Origin of the sequence: Sporosarcina thermotolerans (assembly GCF_042658975.1) — a bacterium.
Classification (GTDB): Bacteria; Bacillota; Bacilli; order Bacillales_A; family Planococcaceae; genus Sporosarcina; species Sporosarcina thermotolerans.
Genome location: NZ_JBHSRM010000002.1, coordinates 104,925 through 124,168 on the forward strand (window position 1 = coordinate 104,925; position 19,244 = coordinate 124,168).

The 19,244-nt window shown below is 43.2% G+C and carries 12 protein-coding genes; 3 read left to right on the top strand and 9 right to left on the bottom strand.

Annotated elements, in window-relative coordinates:
• Positions 1-101: 101 nt before the first annotated feature.
• The 7 genes from ACFPZG_RS01525 to ACFPZG_RS01555 all read right to left on the bottom strand — a co-directional run bounded on the left by ACFPZG_RS01525 (position 102) and on the right by ACFPZG_RS01555 (position 10,845).
• Positions 102-4,088 (bottom strand): S8 family serine peptidase, encoded by a 3,987-nt coding sequence (locus ACFPZG_RS01525; RefSeq protein WP_283733012.1) that lies wholly within the window; start codon positions 4,086-4,088, stop codon positions 102-104.
• A gap of 285 nt (positions 4,089-4,373) precedes the next feature.
• On the bottom strand, positions 4,374-4,640 hold the full coding sequence (locus ACFPZG_RS01530; RefSeq protein ID WP_317940370.1) for an endonuclease: 267 nt from the start codon (positions 4,638-4,640) through the stop codon (positions 4,374-4,376).
• A 275-nt stretch (positions 4,641-4,915) separates the two neighbouring features.
• A complete protein-coding gene (locus tag ACFPZG_RS01535; RefSeq protein WP_283733013.1) occupies positions 4,916-5,236 on the bottom strand; it encodes a hypothetical protein in 321 nt (106 codons plus the stop codon).
• A 132-nt stretch (positions 5,237-5,368) separates the two neighbouring features.
• A complete protein-coding gene (locus ACFPZG_RS01540) occupies positions 5,369-8,221 on the bottom strand; it encodes an S-layer homology domain-containing protein (RefSeq protein WP_317940371.1) in 2,853 nt (950 codons plus the stop codon).
• Positions 8,222-8,542: 321 nt separating this feature from the next.
• Positions 8,543-9,832 carry a nucleotide sugar dehydrogenase gene (locus ACFPZG_RS01545; protein WP_283733015.1) on the bottom strand — a complete coding sequence of 430 codons (1,290 nt, stop codon included), beginning with the start codon at positions 9,830-9,832 and terminating at the stop codon, positions 8,543-8,545.
• A 21-nt stretch (positions 9,833-9,853) separates the two neighbouring features.
• Positions 9,854-10,573, bottom strand: coding sequence for a WecB/TagA/CpsF family glycosyltransferase (locus tag ACFPZG_RS01550; protein WP_283733016.1), 720 nt, complete (start codon positions 10,571-10,573; stop codon positions 9,854-9,856).
• A complete protein-coding gene (locus ACFPZG_RS01555; protein WP_381426384.1) occupies positions 10,570-10,845 on the bottom strand; it encodes a hypothetical protein in 276 nt (91 codons plus the stop codon). Before ACFPZG_RS01555 ends, ACFPZG_RS01550 begins: the two co-directional genes overlap by 4 nt.
• A gap of 120 nt (positions 10,846-10,965) precedes the next feature.
• Between ACFPZG_RS01555 and csaB the strand changes: the two genes are divergently transcribed.
• From csaB to murJ, 3 genes are all read left to right on the top strand, one after another.
• Entirely contained in the window at positions 10,966-12,087 is a 1,122-nt protein-coding gene (gene csaB / locus ACFPZG_RS01560; RefSeq protein WP_317940373.1) for a polysaccharide pyruvyl transferase CsaB, read from the top strand.
• A 1-nt stretch (position 12,088) separates the two neighbouring features.
• The gene (locus ACFPZG_RS01565; RefSeq protein WP_283733017.1) at positions 12,089-13,267 is read left to right on the top strand and encodes a glycosyltransferase family 4 protein; all 1,179 of its coding nucleotides are present in this window, start codon (positions 12,089-12,091) and stop codon (positions 13,265-13,267) included.
• Positions 13,268-13,946: 679 nt separating this feature from the next.
• Positions 13,947-15,458: a murein biosynthesis integral membrane protein MurJ gene (gene murJ, locus ACFPZG_RS01570; RefSeq protein WP_283733018.1), complete on the top strand. Its 1,512-nt coding sequence runs from the start codon at positions 13,947-13,949 to the stop codon at positions 15,456-15,458.
• Positions 15,459-15,844: 386 nt separating this feature from the next.
• On the opposite strand, the gene ACFPZG_RS01575 is transcribed toward murJ, so the two are convergent.
• Both ACFPZG_RS01575 and ACFPZG_RS01580 read right to left on the bottom strand, forming a co-directional pair.
• Positions 15,845-17,890, bottom strand: coding sequence for an S-layer homology domain-containing protein (locus ACFPZG_RS01575; protein WP_283733019.1), 2,046 nt, complete (start codon positions 17,888-17,890; stop codon positions 15,845-15,847).
• 302 nt (positions 17,891-18,192) lie between these two features.
• Positions 18,193-19,224, bottom strand: a complete 1,032-nt coding sequence (locus ACFPZG_RS01580; RefSeq protein WP_283733020.1) for a C40 family peptidase — start codon at positions 19,222-19,224, stop codon at positions 18,193-18,195.
• Between the last annotated feature and the right edge of the window lie 20 nt (positions 19,225-19,244).

Here is a 19,244-nt window from a genome sequence, read left to right on the forward strand (position 1 = left end):
TAGTAAACCATTAAAGTACTTCTGGTATACTTGCTTTGAAACACTTGAATAGTCGCGCATTTAAAAAGAGGAACCCGAGGGCTCCTCTTTTTATAGTGCTATTAATCTAACAATCCCAATACTTCCAATGCGCGGTAAAGCATAACTGCTGCTTCTGCACGTGTTGCATTGTTCTTCGGTACGAAATTGCCGTTGTTTCCTTGGATGACACCAAGTGATGCTGCTTTGTAGACGGAGTCGATTGCGAAAGTTCCGATCGATCCGTGGTCTCCAAAGTTAGCTGGTGCCTCAAGGCCTGCAAGTTTCTCTTTGTTTTGGTACTCGATTGCACGGATGATCATCGCAGCGATTTCTTCGCGTTTGATCGGTGCGTCTGGGTTAAAGCTACCATTTGCAGTTCCGTTGATGATTCCAGCGCGAGCTGCTGCTTCAACTCCTGCAAATGCCCATTTCTTGCTTGTGTTCACGTCCCCGAATTTACCTTCGTACTCTTCCAATGGAAGGTCAAGAGCGCGAGCAAGCAATACTGCGAATTCCGCACGTGTGATTTGTGCATTTGGTGCAAACTCAGTTTCAGTTTTTCCTTGAAGGATGCCTTTTGCTACAAGTGCATTGATTTCATTTGCAGCAAATGTGTTGGCAGTGTCCTTGAAATCTGGAACTGTTGGTGTTTCTCCTTCAGGAGTTTCACCATCTGGTTTTTCGCCTTCTGGTGTTTCAACCTCTGGCTTTTCCTCTTCAGGGGCTGGCGCTTCTGGACTTGGAACAATAACTTCGGAGTTTATTACATTCACAGTTACAATAACCGGTCCGTTGTCGCCATACGTTATTGTAATATCAGTTTCCCCGAATGCAACTGCCCTTAATAGTCCCTCTTTAACTTTTACAACTTTCTCGTCACCTGAGGAATAAATGGCTGCTTCGGTAACATCATTCACTACAGCTGTACCGTCAGGTTGCAATATTTTTGCTGTTACTTTCAATTGTTTCTCAGAGCCAGAGTAGAGTGTCAATTGGGCATCGTCCACGAAAAGATCTCCCCCCACTACACTCTGAGCCTTGTTGCCTGCAGCATCCTCGTATCTAATAACAAGTATTTCATTTTCTTCGTCAAATTCCGGTAATTCGAAAGTGAATGTCCCGTCTTGTTCTAAAGTGATTGGACCAGAATCTGTAGCAACACCATCTTTGGAAACTACATATGAAGCTTTTAGTTTTGTATTAATGTCATAACCCATTCCGTAAGAAACCAACTTTTCTTGATATCCTATATATGCATCATCAACTTGTCCAGTGACAGTTGTACCCTCAACGAAACCTTCAATTGTCCCTGCTGTCGATTTTACAACAACTGGTCCGACATAGTCACTGATTTTGCCGGATGCCGACAATGCATTGTAGTCGATGGTGTAAAGACCGTCCGGAATCGTTGTTGCAGGAGAACCATCCCAAGGTCTATAGCTTCCTTTGATTGCTAATTCATATGAGCCGGCTTTAAGCGCACCGCCCGCGTGCAGGTAGCCGATGTAACCATCCTCAAATACGCCACCTTCAGGATTCATCATATCCCAAATTTCAAGGTAGTTTTCGCCAACATCGCCTGTGATTGTGAAGTAAAGCATCGCTTCGTCCTTCACGCCATCGCCGTTGAAGCTCAAATCTGTTTCTGTAATTCGCATATCTTGAATTTCAATTGCAACTTCCCCGCCAAAATCGGCTGCGAATGGCAAGGAAATAGTAGTGTCGCCACCTGTAATATAGATGTAACCAAGGATTTCATCGCCGGCTTTCGTGCTTGCTGCGGATGCTGTCAATGTAACTGTTAACATCATTTCGCCGTCTAATGTAAATGTTGGATTATCTATTGTGATTTCTGCATCGCCAAACTCTTTTGTATAATCGACTGTTACAGTATATTTCCCGCCGTTTCCTGCAACATCTTTAACCAGTATTTGCTTTTCAACAGATATATCCCCTTCTTCAAGGGATTGAGGACCGAAAGTGACTGTACCTTTCAAGTTTTCAACGACTTCTCCTGTTTCAACAAGCAATGCCTCGTCGATTGCATATGCAAGGATTTCAGGATGCGCAGCAGCATAAGCGTTTACACGCCCCGCTCCTTGTGCAAATACATCGTACTTGTCCGTGTCAAGAATCTTCGCTGTGTTAGAAAGCGCAACCTTGACATCGAATGGGCTCCATTCAGGGTTTGCTTGTTTAATCAATGCAACAATCCCCGCAATATGTGGAGCTGCCATTGATGTTCCTGTGAAGCGATCGTACGCTTTGTCATACTCAGCATCCGGGTAGTCCGCTTTATACATCGGTACGGATGACAAGATGTTCGTTCCTGGTGCAGTGACATCTGGCTTGATATCAAAGTTCGGAGTGGATGGACCACGTGAACTAGAGTTGTTGACTTCGTCTCCAGCAGTCCAAACAATGTTATCTACATCGAATGTGATTTTTCCTTCCCCGTTTTCCAAACCATCCTTGATTGCCTTCCCATCATTGTAAGAGAAGTTAAATGAAGGGATATCAACAGTGAAAACCTCGCCGCCACCTACACCTGACATAGGATTATCGTTTCCATCTGCATGATCTTTTGTATTGTAGATAATGATCGCTTTGGCGCCTTTTTCCGTAGCAAATTTTATTTTATCCATGAATGTGATTTCTCCACGAGAAACATGGACAACTTTTCCTTCGACATCTAACCCATCATAGTCTGATTCTTTACCTACATTAGGAATTGCTACGATACCCAATTCCTCTGACAATTCTTGTTTAAGATCTATTCCAAGTGGCGTGAAGAAGAATTTCACGTCTTTGGAGAATTCGAAATCACCGTTCGTTACTTCAGCTTTGACAGCCGATAATTCCGGATTCGTCGTGTTACCAACAGCAATACCAAGTCTCGCTGTTGCAGGCGTTCCCATCGATCCACGACCCGGACCGGAGTTACCCGTTGCAACAACAGCAATTGTTCCAGCAAGCATCGCGTTGTTTATCGCATAGGAATCACTGGCAGTTTCAGTGTTGACACCACCACCTAATGATAGGTTAATGACATCCATTTCTTGTTTTACAGCATAATCAATTGCCGCGATGACTCCAGCATTCGATCCACTACCGTAAGCACCAAGAACGCGGTACATATAAAGATCAACTTTAGGTGCTATTCCCTTAACGCCATATTCGTTTTTTCCGATTGCTGCTATGGTTCCAGCAACGTGCGTACCGTGATCAGTCCAAAATGTACGACCAGAATCGTTTACTTCATCTCTATGATTCGGTCGCTCGGCCGGCGATGTTTCAGATGCATCGTCGTCAGCACGCGGGCGTGTATAGTCGGTTCCTGTGTGCGGAACGAAGTTTTTACCACCCTTGTAGATGCCTTCAAATTCTGGGTGATCAGCATCTATTCCAGTGTCAAGAACTGCAACTTTTATACCTTGTCCTTCAAAACCTTCCGCCCAAAGAGCTTCGATTCCCAAGTGGTCAATACTTGTGTTCATTGCTGCTTCAACTTGTCCACTTGCTTCTACATCTTCATATGCGTAAACAGTAGCGTCTGGTTCAACAAGAGTTACTCCTTGAACTTGTAGTAACTTTTGAATATCGGATGCTTTAATCTTAGCCGAAAAACCGTTTAGTACTGTATCATATGTGAAGCCTTCTTCATAGGAAATTTCAAGTGCTTTCATTTCCTTTTTGACATCAAGCTGCTGTACATTAACTTTCTTTTGTACTGCCAATGATTCAGCTGAGGAAAACTTCTTTCCAGACAGCTCATTAATACCTTTTTGGAGTCCTACAGGTACTTCAGATAGATTGACAATAACATCAACTACTTCATCACCTGAAAGTCCTTGTAAATCCTTATGCAGTTTCGGGCCGCCATTTGCCAGATTCAATTGCTCGGCAATCGCGGCTTTCATTTGCATAATGCTTTCGCTTTGTGTGTTCGGTTTGAACGGTTTTGTTTGGTCTGCCGATGCACTCACCGAAAACGGCATCATCAGCGACAGAACAAGAACGAAAGCTAAAAGACTACTTAAAGCCTTCAGAATACCCCGCTTTTTCAAGCTCATCTCCCCTTTTACCTTTTTTCACGCAATTGTATTAATAGCGTGTCTCTATGAATATATCATATAATTCGGTATTTTGGGAGAGTTAAATTACAGAGTAGGTAAAAAAGTATGCTTTGATTGAATAAAGTATTAAATTATTTACTTGGTAATTGTAATTAGGAATTAATTCCTGCTAATAAAAAAAGAGAACTTTTAATAAGCTCCCCTTAAAGTTCATTCTATTAATCTATATTTATTAAGAAGCAATCTTTTGATAGGAATTGCCTTGTTTCTTCCAAATTAAATTAACCCAATCCGGATGATCAATGAAGGATTGCGGTTACCTTGTATTTCATGGATAACATTGTTTCGATTTATTTCAAATTCACCTACTGGATCGAGAAGATGCCATTCAAGAAGAATGGATAATTTTCCCCGGCATGGATTTTTTCCGTTGTTTAGACTTTCATTCAACTCCAAGTCGACTTTGTCACCTTTTTCATAACGGGTTGCCATGTAAAAGAGCATTCTTGCGACGTCACCTCCATTTGCTGCTACAGGTTTCACTGTAACTTCTGTTGTTAAAAACCTTTATCGAGGAGTTCTGCAAATGCACCTGTAAACTGGACACCACCCGAAATGACAGGTGGGTCGTCTGCAGTTGTTGCATCCCCATGAGGAATGCCTTAGGTCAACGTTACACGTTCAGGTTTGTAAAGGAATCCGACATGGATCTTCGCTCCCAGTCGTCCGCCATCCCTGCCGTTTACTGGGGCTATTTTCACATAGTTATATTTGACTCTGCCAGCGTCCACAATTGCTTAAATCAGTCTTTCATAACTCTACTCCGCTTTTGTATCTCCAGCGTCTGGATCGTTATTATCTTGGACTTCAATTACCCCTATAAATTCAGGGTTCTGCATCTCCACTGCAAAAGCGCGAGCAAGTTTTCTCGCTTTATCGGCAGAAGTCGTTTTTGTATAATTCGAGAAGTTCTCTAAGTTATTTGAAGCGGTTGTGATATTTATAAAGTGATTTTTGTGCTGGGAATATTTAATGAGAAACTGCACCTGGTGTAAAGTACTGTAGGTGGGAACTATGGCAAGCGTATATACTCTATTATAGGTTTCGGTGTTTCTAAGGAACACTAAACTTTCGATCAATACTCAGCCTGAAATTGAAAAAGCCCCTGGATCGATTTCTCGATTCAGGAGCTTTTTTCATATAAACTTCAATACTATTTTAAAAATAGATTGTTGTTAAGTGACTTCGTTAGCCTAATTAGCAATTGCTAATTATTTTTTCAAAGTAACTTTCAATTCTTTAGTAGCTGTTCCAACTTTAACTTTAACAGTTATTACAGCTTCATTAACTCCTTCAGCAAGAACAGCTGTTGCATTATACGTACCGTTACCAGAAATTACAACACTGCCTGCTTTTTCAGGAACAATTGTTAAGATGCTTGCAGTTGTAGCAGCAACAACTTTTTTGTTGCCGTATTGGTCAACTGTTGCAACATTTAGAGCCGTTTCCGCATCATCTACAACAATTTTCTCTCCAATTGCGTATGTTCCGCCTTTAACAATCGCCTCTGTAATACCTTTTGCATTAGCATAGGTAGTGCTAGTAGAAGAAGCAGTGAAGAAGAAGTCTTCTACTAATTTGTTAGCAGGAGATACTACGAATTTTTGTTCAAGTACTTTACCTGTTGCGTTAACTGTCACACGTAAAGTAAATTCTGTATCAATAGGCTTACTAGAAGAGTTTTTGCTCAAGTCATCTTTATCAATAGTGAATTTACCTTTGTTAACATTTACTTCGTTTTGCTCAAAATTACCGCCTGTCAATTTAACAGTAAATTCGCTCGGATCAAGAGCAACTTTTCCACCATTCAACAAACCGTTAACAGTGAATGCTTTTGGTCCAGCATCTTCTTCTGTACCAGCAGCTTGAACTTTACCAATTGTAACAATTTCGTAGTCGCTGTATTCAGTACCGTCAGTTACACGTACTTTTACTTCTACTGCGGAATCACCTTTAGTATCAGATTTCAATTGAACTTTAAGTGTCGCAGTACCATTTTTAAGACCTGTTACTTTGTTAGTGTCTTCATCAACACTTACAACATCAGATTTACCTACTAACTCAACAGTAACTGCATCCTTAGCATTTTTCATAACGCGACCATATTGGTCTTCGATAACTAAGTGATCTACAGCAGTTACAGTAACAGCGTTATCCGCACCTGATTTAATAACTAAAGGCTCTTGTAATCCACGGATTGCTTGAGCTTCAGCAGCAGCTTTTACATCAATTGTAATTGTAGCTACTTTGTAAGTTGAAGTAGTGAATACTAATGCTTGTGTGCCTTTTGAATCAAATTTATGAGTTAGGTAAACTTGACCGTCCTTAACAGACAACTTCTTCACATCTACAGTTTTATCGCCAAGTTTAATTCCTTTATTAGCATCTGATAATAACTTAACATCTGTAATTACATTGCCAGTTTTATCAGTTACTGTTACTGGAATTAAAGTATCTTCACCTACAACTGCCACTTCCGGCTGTCCAACTGTAATTACATCAGTTGTTGAAGTTTCTGCTACCTTCACTGTGTATGTTGCTGACTTACCATTTGTTGTCGAAATTAATAACACATCAGTATTTCCAGCTTTTTTAATTGAATCGAAGCCAATAACAAGTTTGTTTTTATCACCAATTTTTTCACTTTTGATAACAACTTTTTTAACTTGATCTACTGTTACGGTTTCTAATTCAATGTTAGAAGTATTAGTATTTGTAACAACTATTCCTGAAGCTTTTGCGGCATCAGTGATAGCATTACCATATTGATCTTTCAAGTCAAGAACAATAAATGCTTTTGAGGCATCAGATTTGTCACTCAATTCAACAACTTCGCCTTTTTCATTATAAACGCCCGCAACAGAAATATCAGATACTGTTGATTCTGCTGAAAGTTTTACGGTTTTTGTAGTTGAGATTCCTGTAGCTGTGTCAATAATTACAACAGGTACTAAATCTCCAACAGTTTTTCCTTTAACAAGTGCAGAGGAAATAGTAACTACGCCATCTTTTAATGTAATGTTAGCATCATCATTTGTTTTCAATGTAGCATTCATATCTACACCATATTGGTCTTTTACAGAATAACCAACTGTAGCTACAGTAGTATCAGTGAATTTACCATCAACCATAGCTTTAGATACGACGGCAACGTCATCCAAAATTTGGATAGATGCTACTCTTTGAGCTTCGATTTTCACAGAACCAGTTAAAGTTTTTTCACCTAAACCAGTAACATTTACAGTGTAGTCAGCAGCTTGGAAGTTTCCAGCGCCGATTAACTTAACAGATTTTTTGTCATCTGCCCATTCAAGTGTAGCGTTTTGTTTGAATGTACCGCGTAGCAATTCAACTTTTGCTTTTTCTGTATCAACAGCTTGGTTGAACGTTACTTCAATTGTTTTAGCAGAAGTAGCTTTAACAGAAGCCAATGCAACTTCGCCTACTGCTGCTGGAGCACCTTCAGCACGGAACATGAATAGAGCGAACTCTCCACGTGTTAGGTTAGCTGTTGGAGCGAAAGTTGTGTCTGTTTTACCAAGAGTGATTCCAGCTTCTTTAAGAGCAGAAACGTATCCGATCCAGTTGCTGTTCACGTCTGTGAAGTTAGCATTTTCTTTTGCAGTTAGGCCATAAGCGTTAGCAAGCATTTTCGCCATTTCTTGACGAGTGATGTTTGCTTCTGGAGCAAATGAAGTTGCTGATTTACCGCCAGCAATTTCAGCAGCTACTACTGCGTTAACTGCGTTTTTAACACGGCTGTTAAGGTCTGTGAAACCTTGGTCTTTCGCGTTATCAACATCAAGTTTAAGAGCGCGTGCGATGAATACTGCTGCATCTCCACGAGTGATGTTTTCAGTAGTACCGAAAGTTGTTGCTGTTTTACCTGAAGTGATGTCTTGTGCTACAAGGTAGTTTACAGCGTCAGCGTAAGCACTGCTTACATCTGTGAAAGATTTCGTTTCAGCAGCAGCTGAAGCGACTGGTGCGATTGCGGATGCAACTAGTGTTGCTGTTGCTGCAGTTGCAACAAACTTTTTGTAGGCTTTTGGTTGATGAGCCATGTGTAGAATTCCTCCCTATTGTATAATGCTTTTAATTGAAGCTCTCATAGTGAACCTCGTTATGTACAAGATTCAATATGAATTATACCAACAATACGTATATTAATCTACTTAAATTTTCAATTGGGTTCAATTTTACTATTAAATGATAGTAGAATTGAAGCCGTTGAAAGTATAAATATATTAAAATACGAAGTACGGCACGTCAGCTCTTTAACAAGTATAGCAAACTAAAATAATATTTCAAGATATATTAGATATATCTTCTGAACAATTACTATTTTTAGCCATTCCTAAAGGCTTTACCCGCCTTTAGGATTTTTAAAACGGGTTATTCTTGGAATCTCCCAAAACATACACTTCAAATCCTGCTGCTTGCCATTTTTTTCGATCAATGCATTGCTTAGTATCAATAATGATCTTATTTTCCATTATACCGGCAATTTGGATTGGATCGAGATTCTTGAATTCATCGTGGCTTGTAAGGATGATAGCGGCTACTGCGCCTTGCAATGCTTCTTCCATATTTTGTGTTTGAACTTCAAGATTGTTCTTTTTAATATGTGGATCGAATGCTACTACATTCAATGCTTTCTTTTGAAGCTCCTCAACGACATCGATGGACGGACTTTCCCTCATGTCATCGATATTTCCTTTGAATGAAAGGCCAAGGGCCGCCACTTTTGCATAATGCGTTTCAATACCTTTTGCCTGGAGGATTGTTGTTAGTAGATTTGCTGTATAGGCAGGCATTCCATCATTCGTAGTACGTGATAGATTGATGATTTTTGCGATTTCCGGGTTTAATTCAACAAGGAACCAAGGATCTACTGCGATGCAATGTCCGCCTACTCCTGGTCCTGGCTGATGGATATTGACGCGCGGGTGGAAGTTTGCAAGTCGGATCGCTTCCCAAACGTTCACGCCGATTGTTGCGCATAGTTTTGCCAGTTCGTTTGCCAATGCGATATTGACGTCACGGTAAGTGTTCTCCATTACTTTCACGAGTTCTGCAGTTGTATCGTCTGTTTCATGCATTTGGCCTTTGACAAATGAACGGTATAATTCTGAAGTCATTTTAGCTGATTCTTCATTGATGCCTCCGATGATGCGATCATTTGTGATCAGTTCTTCGAAAACGCGACCAGGAATTACCCGTTCAGGTGAATGGGAGACGAAGAGATCCGTGCCGATTTCGAGACCAGACGGAATGAGTTCAGGAATGACGACATCTTGAACTGTTCTTGGTGGAACTGTTGACTCAAGAATGACAAGGTTTCCCTTTTCAATAAATGGAGCTATCGCTTTGGATGCGCTACGAATGTATTCAAGGTTCGCTGTTTTGTCTTCTCTGATCGGTGAAGGAACTGCAAGGATGAATACGTCTGCTTTTACCGGTGTAGTGGAAACAGTTAGTGAGTTCGAGTCGATTGCTGCGTCCAATCGTTCTTGAAGACCGTTTTCTTCTATATGAAGCTTTTTGTTTCGGATGCTTTCCACAACGCTTTCATTGACATCAACACCGTGTACTTTATGTCCGTGGTTCGCAAACATAACTGATGTTGGTAATCCGATGTATCCTAAACCGACGATGCAAATTGACTTTTTCATTTTAGTGACTCCTTACTTTTTTTAGTTTCTTCTATTAAATAGGATGTTCATGAGGAAGAGCGGCAAGTTCATTTGGCGCTTTATCCGTTTTGGATCGCTCGCCAGTCTGTAAAGCCATTCGGTACCCGTATTTCTGAAGAGGGCTGGTGCCCGTTTGACTGTGCCAGAAAATACATCGAAGCTTCCACCGACCCCTTGAAATACTAAGACGTTCTTCAGGTTGTCCATGTTTCGTTTTATCCAAAGTTCTTGTTTTGGGCTACCGAGGGCGACGAAGATGATTTCAGCACCACTTTCATTTATGCGTAGGATGAGTGCAGCTTCATCCTGTTCGTACCCATCCGTGATTCCTGCAATGGTGATTCCGGGATTTTGTTGTTTTATATTTTCGGCGGCTTTTTGGACAACTTCATTCTTAGCACCATATAAATAGATGGGGTGATTTTCGTCTGCTGCGAATTTAAGCAGTCTTGCCATCATGTCGACGCCGGTTACGCGGGAATGGATTTTTCCATTCTTCATCTTTGATGCAAGTAGTATACCTACACCGTCTGGTATTTGAAACGTTGACCCGTTAATAAGTTGCTTCACTTCGGGATTTTTTTGCGCGGCCATGACTTTTTCCGGGTTGACGGCGATGATTGTCGATTGTTGGCCCGCTGTCATCCGGGGTTTTATTTCGTTGATGATTCCTTCATATGTAAGTGGCGACACGTGGACGCCAAGGTAAGTTTCTTTCATGGACTGACCCTCGATTCGTTCGCTTTTAACTGTATAAGTATAGCAGAATCCCGTAGTGGTTGCATAGCAAACGGGAACGATGATATCATAAGTAATAATAAGCAATATACGACTTTGTTTGCATAAACTGTTGCTTTACGTTCCAGGCGGACGCTTTCCGCGGGCACGGCTTCAGCCGCTTCCCTCGCTGCGCTCAGTCCAGGGTCTTCAGCTCGCGCTGTTCCCGCTGGAGTCGCCGCCTTACACTTCAAGCAACGGATATTACTCTTCATTTAAGAGATGACGGCAACATTTTCGTTATGATTTCGTCACATATAAAAAGTCGACTTTAATTTATCTATAACTATGCTTTCACGGCTTCGTGGAAGCTTTTGTTTTGAGGAGGATATGTATTGAAAATAGTTATTTCGGGCTTTTATGGTCTTGGTAATACGGGTGATGAGGCCATTTTGAAAGCGATTGTTGATAATTTGCGTGCTGAGCTTGATAATCCGGATATTACGGTATTTTCGCTCTCTCCTGATAAGACTTCGAAGGAGCATGGAGTCGAATCGGTTTACCGTGGCTGGCGACATGAGAATAAGGAAAAGGTTGCTGCACTGCGTAAGGCGGATCTATTGATATCCGGTGGCGGCGGTTTGCTGCAGGATACATATCCGACGAAGTTTTTATTTGGCCCGCTACCTTATTATTTGCTGATTGTTTTGTTGGCGAAGCTATGCGGAACCAAAGTCATGTTCTTTTCACAAGGAATTGGCCCGGTTACGAGCCGTTGGGGCAAGTTCCTTATGCGAGCGCTTGCCAATAAGGCTGATTTCGTTACCGTAAGGGACGAGTATTCGAAAAAGTACCTTAAAAATTTGAAAGTGACAAAGCCTGAGACGGTTGTTACTGCTGATATCGTGTTCGCTTTCAAACCTACGGAAGATCATGTGGCATATGCTTCACTTGGTTTGAAAGGTGATGAGCGCTTAGTCGCGGTTGCCCCTCGTCCTTGGTTTGATCATGAAGATGAATATATCGAAAAGCTTGCATGGGTGTTGGACGAGCTGATTGAACAGCGTGGTGTCTTGCCTGTTTTCGTTCCGATGGAGCCGCCTTATGATACGAATGTGTCGAAAAAAGTGATGGCGAAGATGAAGAATCCAAGTAAGACTCGTTTGTTAGGTGATTCATTTACACCGAATGAGTTCTATAACTTCATCTCGAAGACTGAATTGACGATTGCTTTACGCTTGCATGCATTGATATTTGCAGCGCTTTCGAATGTTCCGCACATCGGTTTGAGCTATGACCAGAAAGTCGAAAGCTTTTTGAAGCGCTCCGGAATGTGGGACCGCTCTTTCCCTCTTGGGGATTTCACGAAAGAGGCGCTGCTTGAAAATGCGATTTACGTGCTTGACAATGGTGCAAAGACGAAAGAGATGATTGCGCCGAATGTTGACGAATTGCGCCGAGAAGCGTTGCGCAATGTCGATTTATTACGTGAGCGTTTTTTGAATGGAGGACGTTGAATTGAAAATATTATTAGCTACTGCATATGATTATCCCCATTTAGGAGGATTATCAGTCCATTTGACAACATTGAAGTCTGGACTTGAGTCACGAGGACATTCTGTCGATATCGTTTCTTTTTCGGACGTACCTAAGTGGAAGCGTGATGGGATTGTCCGTGGACCGGCTTTTGTTTTGAATAAGATGAAGAAAGGTTCCGGGTATGTCTGGACGTTGAATCGACGGAGGGACGAGTTGGAGTCGTTGATAAAGGAGAAGGTTAAGGGCGGCGGTTATGATTTGATTAACGCGCAAGATGCTTATACGACGCTTGCCGCGCTTGAATCGGATGTACCTGTAGTCAGTACGGTTCATGGTTATTTGACTTTCGAAGGGATTTCGAAAGGTACTGTTCTTGAGGGGTCTGTTGAAGCGGACGAACTGATGGAAGCAGAGCGTCAGTCGTATAAGTCGACGCGCGAAGTGATTACGGTTGATACGCGGATTAAGGATTATATTGAGAAGGAAGCCGGCGTCGTTGGGAATATGATTAAGAATTTCATCGATGTTGAGACGTTTAAGCCTGAGGTAGAGCGTCGGGATGAATTCCGGGAGAAGTATGGCTTTGCGAAGGACGATATGATCTTCTTCGTTCCGCGTCGTTTGACTAAGAAGAATGGTGTTATTTATCCGATTTTGTCACTGCCTGCGGTTCTTGAAAAGTTCCCTAAGGCGCGAGTTGTGTTCGCGGGAACTGGTGAGATGAAGGATCAGATGGAAGCGAAGGCGAAGGAGCTTGGCATTTCGGATCGTGTTACGTTGGTTGGCGCGGTTGATCATTCGGATATCCTGGAGTATTATGCATTGGCGAATGTTGCTCTTGTTCCGTCGATCTATTCAGCGGGTGTCGAGGAAGCGACGTCGATTTCTGCGCTTGAGGCGATGGGATCTGGTGCTCCTCTGATTGCTTGTGCGGTTGGTGGATTGAAGGAGATTGTCGAGCACGGCGTGGACGGTTTGCTTGTTGAGGAGCAAAATGTTGAGGATTTGTCTAATGCGATGATTCGGTTGTTAGGGGATCCTGTTTATGCGCAGCAGTTGGCTGATGCGGCGCGGGCAAAGATTGTTGCGGATTATTCGCATTTTGCTGCTGCGGAGAAGTATGAGGGGATTTATTTGAAGGCGTTGGGTAAAAAGTAAGTTATACGGTGTTGATTTGCACTACAGGCGGACGCTTTCCGTGGGGCGCGGGTGAGCCTCCTCGGAGGTGCTCCCAACGCTTCGCTTTTGGTCGCAAAAGCCGTTCTTCGTTACGGCTTTTCCTGCGGGGTCTCACCATTCGCGCTGAATCCCACAGGAGTCGCCGCCTTTCGCTTCAATCAACGGGTATGCTGGTGCATGCTATCCTGCTTTTTAAGTTAAGGGATTTTAAAGATTAGAGATAAAGATATTTAGTGCCCTCCAGCCCGGGTTGGGGGCATTTTTTTTGATTCAAGGGAGATGATTTCCCCAAGGAGGTCGAAGATCTCCCATAGAATGCGTTGAAGTTCCCATGAAAGCATTGCGAGTTCCCATAGAATGGCGGGGACTTCCCGTTATGTAGTAGGCTGGATGGAATAAGTGTGCCGTGGGAGTTTATGGTGCTCCCCTATTTCCCTATCGCGCCTAATGGTATTGACAAATTAGGGTTTTTCGAAGGCGTTTTGCTGGATTTGGGGAGTTTATGCGTTTTTAGGGCGATTTATGCGTAAGTTTTGGTGTTTATGCGTGAATTGTAGAAATTATGCGTGACTAAGACCGTTTATGCGTATTTGAGTGGAAATTTACATAAAGTGCTGCGTCTTTTGTGGGCGTTAGCGCGGGTTAGGTGGATGAGGTTATGAGCAAATTGAAGAAGGCGGCTTTGTGGACGACGTTGCTTGCTCTTGTTTTGAAGGTGTCGGGCTTTATTCGTGAGTCGATTGTTGCGAAGGAGTTTGGAGCGTCGCATGAGACGGATGCTTATGTTTTGGCGTTCGGGTTTATTACGCTGATGGTGGCGATGATTTCGACAGGCTTTAATAATGTGTTTTTGCCGATGTATGTGAAGAGCCGTGCGGGTAATCCGGATCATAGTGACCGGAATGCGAATGCGCTTTTAAATTGGACGGTTTTATTATTCGTGATTGTGAGCTTGTTCGGATGGTTTTTTGCGGATTGGTTTGTACCGTTTATTTATCAGAAGGCAGTTTTTGAAACGAAGATGCTTGCTGTTGAGATGACACGATTGTTTTTCGCGTTCATGACGATGATTGCGTTAAGTGGATTGCTTGATTCGTATTTGCAGTCGCGAAGGATTTTTGTTCCTTCACAAATGTCGAAGTTGTTGGCGACGTTGATGGCGGCAGTTTTTGCGATTCTTTTCAGTGATGTGTGGGGCATTTATTCGCTTGTTTACGGGTTTATTACCGGAACAGTGATGGGTGTTATTGTGCAGGTTGTTGCACTTGCCCGCTCCGATTATAAGTGGCGACCGGTATTCAATATGGAAAAAACGTTTGCAAAGGCGTTTTTGGTACTGATCATTCCATCGCTATTGAATTCGGTTGTCGGTCAGGTGAATATGTTTGTGAACCGATATTTTGCTTCTGGGACTGAGGAGGCAGCTGTTACATATTTGAATTTCTCGTCGTTGATCGTAAGTATTCCGAATGCGATTTATGCTACGACGCTTGCCGCGATCATTTTTACGTTGATGAGCGAGCAGACGGAGCAGTTGGATAAATTCAAGGATACTGTATTCCGCGGAATGGAGATTTCGTTGGTGACACTGCTGCCGATTGCAGTTGGATTGTTAGTCGTTGGGGATGCGGTTGTGTCATTCATTTATGAACGAGGGAAATTTACGGCGGCTGATACTGCGAATACTTATGTCACGTTGCTGCTTTATTTGCCGATTATTGTGTTCCAGGGGATGCAGCTTATTTTGTCTAAATCGATGTATTCGAGGGGCAAGACGGCGGTTGTATTCCGGATTAGTGTGACAACGATTGCGGTGAATTTCTTCTTGAACTGGCTATTGGTCGATAAGTATGGGTATCCAGCACTTGCGATTTCAGCTTCGGTTGTCAGTGTTTATTATTTTACTGTCTCAATGATGGTAGTTTATAAGGATTTGGGGGCAGCCGAGTTGAAGCGTTTTGCGCGGATGAGTTCTCGTGTTGTGGGGCCTGCGGTTGTGATGGGGCTTGTTGTGTGGGGAGCGAAGGTTTTGTTGCATGCCGGGGATTGGTATTCGCTTTATCAGTTGGCAGTGCTTGTGCCGATTGGGGCGGTTGTTTATGCGGTGATGATCCGGGTTATGTATCGAGAAGGGTTTAACCGATTTGTGGGGATGTTGAGGCGCGGGTAAGGCGAGGGTAAAGTTTCGGTTATGCGTGAATCCTGCGGTTTATGCGTGGGTGTTTGAGTTTATGCGTGATTCGGCGGCTTTATGCGTGAGTTTTTGAGTTTATGCGTGATTCGGCGGCTTTATGCGTGAGTTTTGGGATTTATGCGTGATTCAAGTTTATTCCGTCCGATTTTCAATTTTGCTATGGACGTGGACAGTTTGCTTTACCTAAGCTTTTCCTACTCGCGATTAATGCATTTTACAATCTAAATGGTTTTAATTTTAGGGGCGATTTCTTGGGCGTAGAGCTATGCTTCTTGAGCGCGTTACCACCATTCTTGAGCGCGTGTTAAAGGTTTATTTAATTGAAATAGAAAAAGTAGAGGGACTTGCCCTCTACTTTTTTGTTATTTCGTATTCAAGTCTGTGACGAGGTCACCGCGGATCCAGCCGAATTCGATGTGTTGGCCGGATTTGTCGTGGGTGACGGAGTCGGCGAAGACTTTGTACCAGATGTAGCCGTCTGCGCCTTGTTGTTGTTCGACGATGGCTACTGGGTAGCCGCTTTCGCCGCTGCGGCCAAGGTCGCGTTCGGAGTATGTGAAGAGTAGTGTTTCAGGTGACACTGCTGGTTCAGTTCGGACGTTCAAAGATGTTTTTACGTTTGTTCTGGCAAGTCGGTATCTGTTGAAGTCTTTGCTGCCCATCGCTTTGTCCGTTCTCCACATATGTCCGGAAATTTTTGCTCCCCATGTCGGATCGGATGCGTAATGGACGTTGAAGCCGACGGTTTTATTACCAGGCACTGCGCCTTTCGCGTAAGGACGTCCTGGAATGCCGTAGTTTTTATTGGCATATTCCAATACGAATGCTTCGATACTACGTTCAGGGGTTGCGTATTTCTCCCCTGCTTCAGGTGTGCTGTCGAATACTTTGATGCCGAAAAGATTGTTTTTATCAAATGCGTTTTTACTCATACCGAAGTCACTTTCGTGCATGGCGGCTGATAGGATGAAAAGTCCGTTAACTCGGTAGTACTCTTCCATTTCCTTAATGTAGGAGCCAAGACCAATAATCTTTGAATTGGCGGTTGCTCCAGCGTATTTCGGTAGTCCAGTGCTTTCCTTTTCAGCAATAATCTGAAGGATGAAAGCATCCATTTCTTCGGCAGTATACTCTGTTTTCGAACGGATGGACTGGAACTGGAAGTATGGATGATGCGTACCGACTGCTTTACCTGCGCCATCAAGGAAATGGACGCCATCTCTTGAATAGTAGCGTGTCCCTATCTTCATGAATTCGGGAACTGGGCCGATGCTGTATGCCCCGTAAGCGTGAGTCAGGTAGTTGTACGTATAATGCAGCAGCTCACCCGCGCTGTTACCAATATAGTAGTCTTTGGATTCTGAGATAGAAACGGGTACGAAATCAATTTGGTTATGTTTCACATAGCCGACTGTGTCCCCTACTTGTACTTTTACATAGTTTTCCGCGTATTCAAGAATGCCCATTTCACGCCCCGCCTCGATGTATGTGAGTTGTGTAGCGAATGTTGGGCTTGAATAGATGACTGTAGCATTGTTTAAAGGACCTTGGGCAAATGCCATGCCGCTTTTAATGCGTAGTAACTCTTTGCCCCTATAGATACCTTCTGCTATCGGACTGGTAGTAAATGCTTTGACCGCTTCAGCGTACGTATCGTATTTCTTGTCTAACAGCTTCATTGCTTTATTTTCAACGATAGCAAGTTGGAATTTATCCGCTGCGCCTACAGGCGGAGTTGGTTTTTCCGGTTCTGTTGGCTCTTCCGGATCTATTTCAGGCAGTTCATGCTTCGCCCTGAATGCGAGAAATCGGCTAAGTACTGCCGCCACTTGGTCCCTTTTCGAAAGTCCTGCCGGGTCGAATGTGATGATTGTGCGTGTCGGGTCGACTTTCGTTCCGTTCATGATGCCCGCTGCAAATACGATTTTCGCTGCGTTAACCCCTTCCGTAGATGCGAATATGGATTCATCTGTCAGAACGATTTCCTGTGCATCGACTGAAATGCCAATGTAGGCGATTGCGCGGGCCGCAGTAACGGCCATTTCTTCCCTCGTCATTAATTTCTCAGGCATGAATCTGCCGTCCAATGTGCCTTTCATAATTCCGCTTTTTTGGATGGCCCCGATTTCACCTGCGATAGCTGAAGATGGATTCACGTCGGTGAATTCTGGTATTTCTGCTGATAGTTTCATTGTTCTTGCTAAGAATGCGGCAAAGTCTCCTCGGCTTACGTCGGATTTTGGATAGATTTTGCCGTCTGAGAAGCCTTTGATGATTCCCATTGCGACCAATTCACGGAGTTCTTTTTCCAATGTCAAACCTGTCAGTTCGTCCGCATGGGAGACTGAGGGTGTTAGTTGTAGTAGTAGCATCAGGATGACGATCATCGCTGTTAGTTTGCGTTTCATTTACTTCCCCCTAAAAAGCTATTTACCGGATTTCCGTTTCAGGCGGACGCTTTCCGCGGGCACGGCTTCAACCAATCGAACCACGTAGAGTTCGATTTGCCGTATTTCTGCGTGGTTTTGCAGAAATTAAGGCATCCGCTAACTACTCCCTGCTCGTAACGCTGCGCTTTTACTCGCAAAAGCCGTGCTTCGTAACGGCTTTCGCAGGAGTCGCCGCCTTCCACTTCAATCCTAAGTCCGCACTTAAATCCAAATTTCTATTATTATATCGGTCTATGAGACGGAGTTTGAATAAGATTTTATTAATTTGTGTTGACCGCGCTGTAGACAGCTGCTGCGAATTCGGCTCTTGTGACGATTTTGGTGAATTCGTATGTTGGCGTTTGGAAGACGCCTGTTTTATCTAACTGTTTTAGGGCGTTTATTGAGTTCATGGCCCAGTACGTTGACGGGATGTCGTTGTAGAGCGATGAGATGTGAACTTGTCCTTTTGCTTTCTCTTGTAGGTTGAAAGCGCGGTCGACGATGACGGCTAACTGTGTGCGCGTTAGATTATCGTTCAGGCCGAAGTTTCCGTTCTCATATCCTCTTAAAATGTCCGCTTCATTCATTGCTGCAATATGGACTGCGAATTGATGATTTTTATCGACATCGTTAAAAACAATTTCATCATTCATCGGTGTTAGCTTTAAAACACGATTTAGCATGGCTGCTGCTTGTCCACGTGTGATTGTTTCTTCCGGTTTGAATTCGTCATTCGGAAAACCGTTGATGATGCCCGAACTGCTTAAATCCAGAATAGCATTGTAGGCAGGGTGCTTTGCGTCTACATCAACAAATGATTTTTCCTGAATAACCGGGATAGTCGGTGATGGATTTGCATTCGTATCCGTTGGACGTTTTGCCCCGATGTAACGCTGCTCCCAGTATGGATGGCCAAATAATTTCGCTTTGGCGACTCCGCGCTTTTCATTTTCGGCAGAGATGAATTGATTATCACCTAAATAAATGCCAGTATGAGAGATTCCTTGTTTGTACGTATCCTTGAAGAATACGAGGTCTCCCGGTTGCAAGTCGGCGGCTTCAATCGGTGTGCCGTGGTCGAATTGTCCCTCTGACGTTCGTGGGAGTTTAATATTGAAATGGTTGAATACGTAAACGATGAAGCCCGAGCAGTCGAATCCTTCTTCAGGGGTGTTGCCTGCAAATTTGTAGGGAGTCCCTTCGAAGTTCAGTGCAAATTCATCTATGCTTCCGGTCGTTGCCTTTGCTTGCAAAGTAGGAAACACGCTCGCTATTAATAGAAGCATTAGCGTAATTTTAATCGCTTTCATTGTTTATTCTCACTCCCGGT

Coding starts and splice junctions, on each gene's coding strand:
- ACFPZG_RS01540 (WP_317940371.1), bottom strand. CDS start 8,221: ATGGCTCATCAACCAAAAGCCTACAAAAAGTTTGTTGCAACTGCAGCA.
- ACFPZG_RS01545 (WP_283733015.1), bottom strand. CDS start 9,832: ATGAAAAAGTCAATTTGCATCGTCGGTTTAGGATACATCGGATTACCA.
- ACFPZG_RS01550 (WP_283733016.1), bottom strand. CDS start 10,573: ATGAAAGAAACTTACCTTGGCGTCCACGTGTCGCCACTTACATATGAA.
- ACFPZG_RS01555 (WP_381426384.1), bottom strand. CDS start 10,845: ATGAAGAGTAATATCCGTTGCTTGAAGTGTAAGGCGGCGACTCCAGCG.
- murJ (WP_283733018.1), top strand. CDS start 13,947: ATGAGCAAATTGAAGAAGGCGGCTTTGTGGACGACGTTGCTTGCTCTT.
- ACFPZG_RS01575 (WP_283733019.1), bottom strand. CDS start 17,890: ATGAAACGCAAACTAACAGCGATGATCGTCATCCTGATGCTACTACTA.
- ACFPZG_RS01580 (WP_283733020.1), bottom strand. CDS start 19,224: ATGAAAGCGATTAAAATTACGCTAATGCTTCTATTAATAGCGAGCGTG.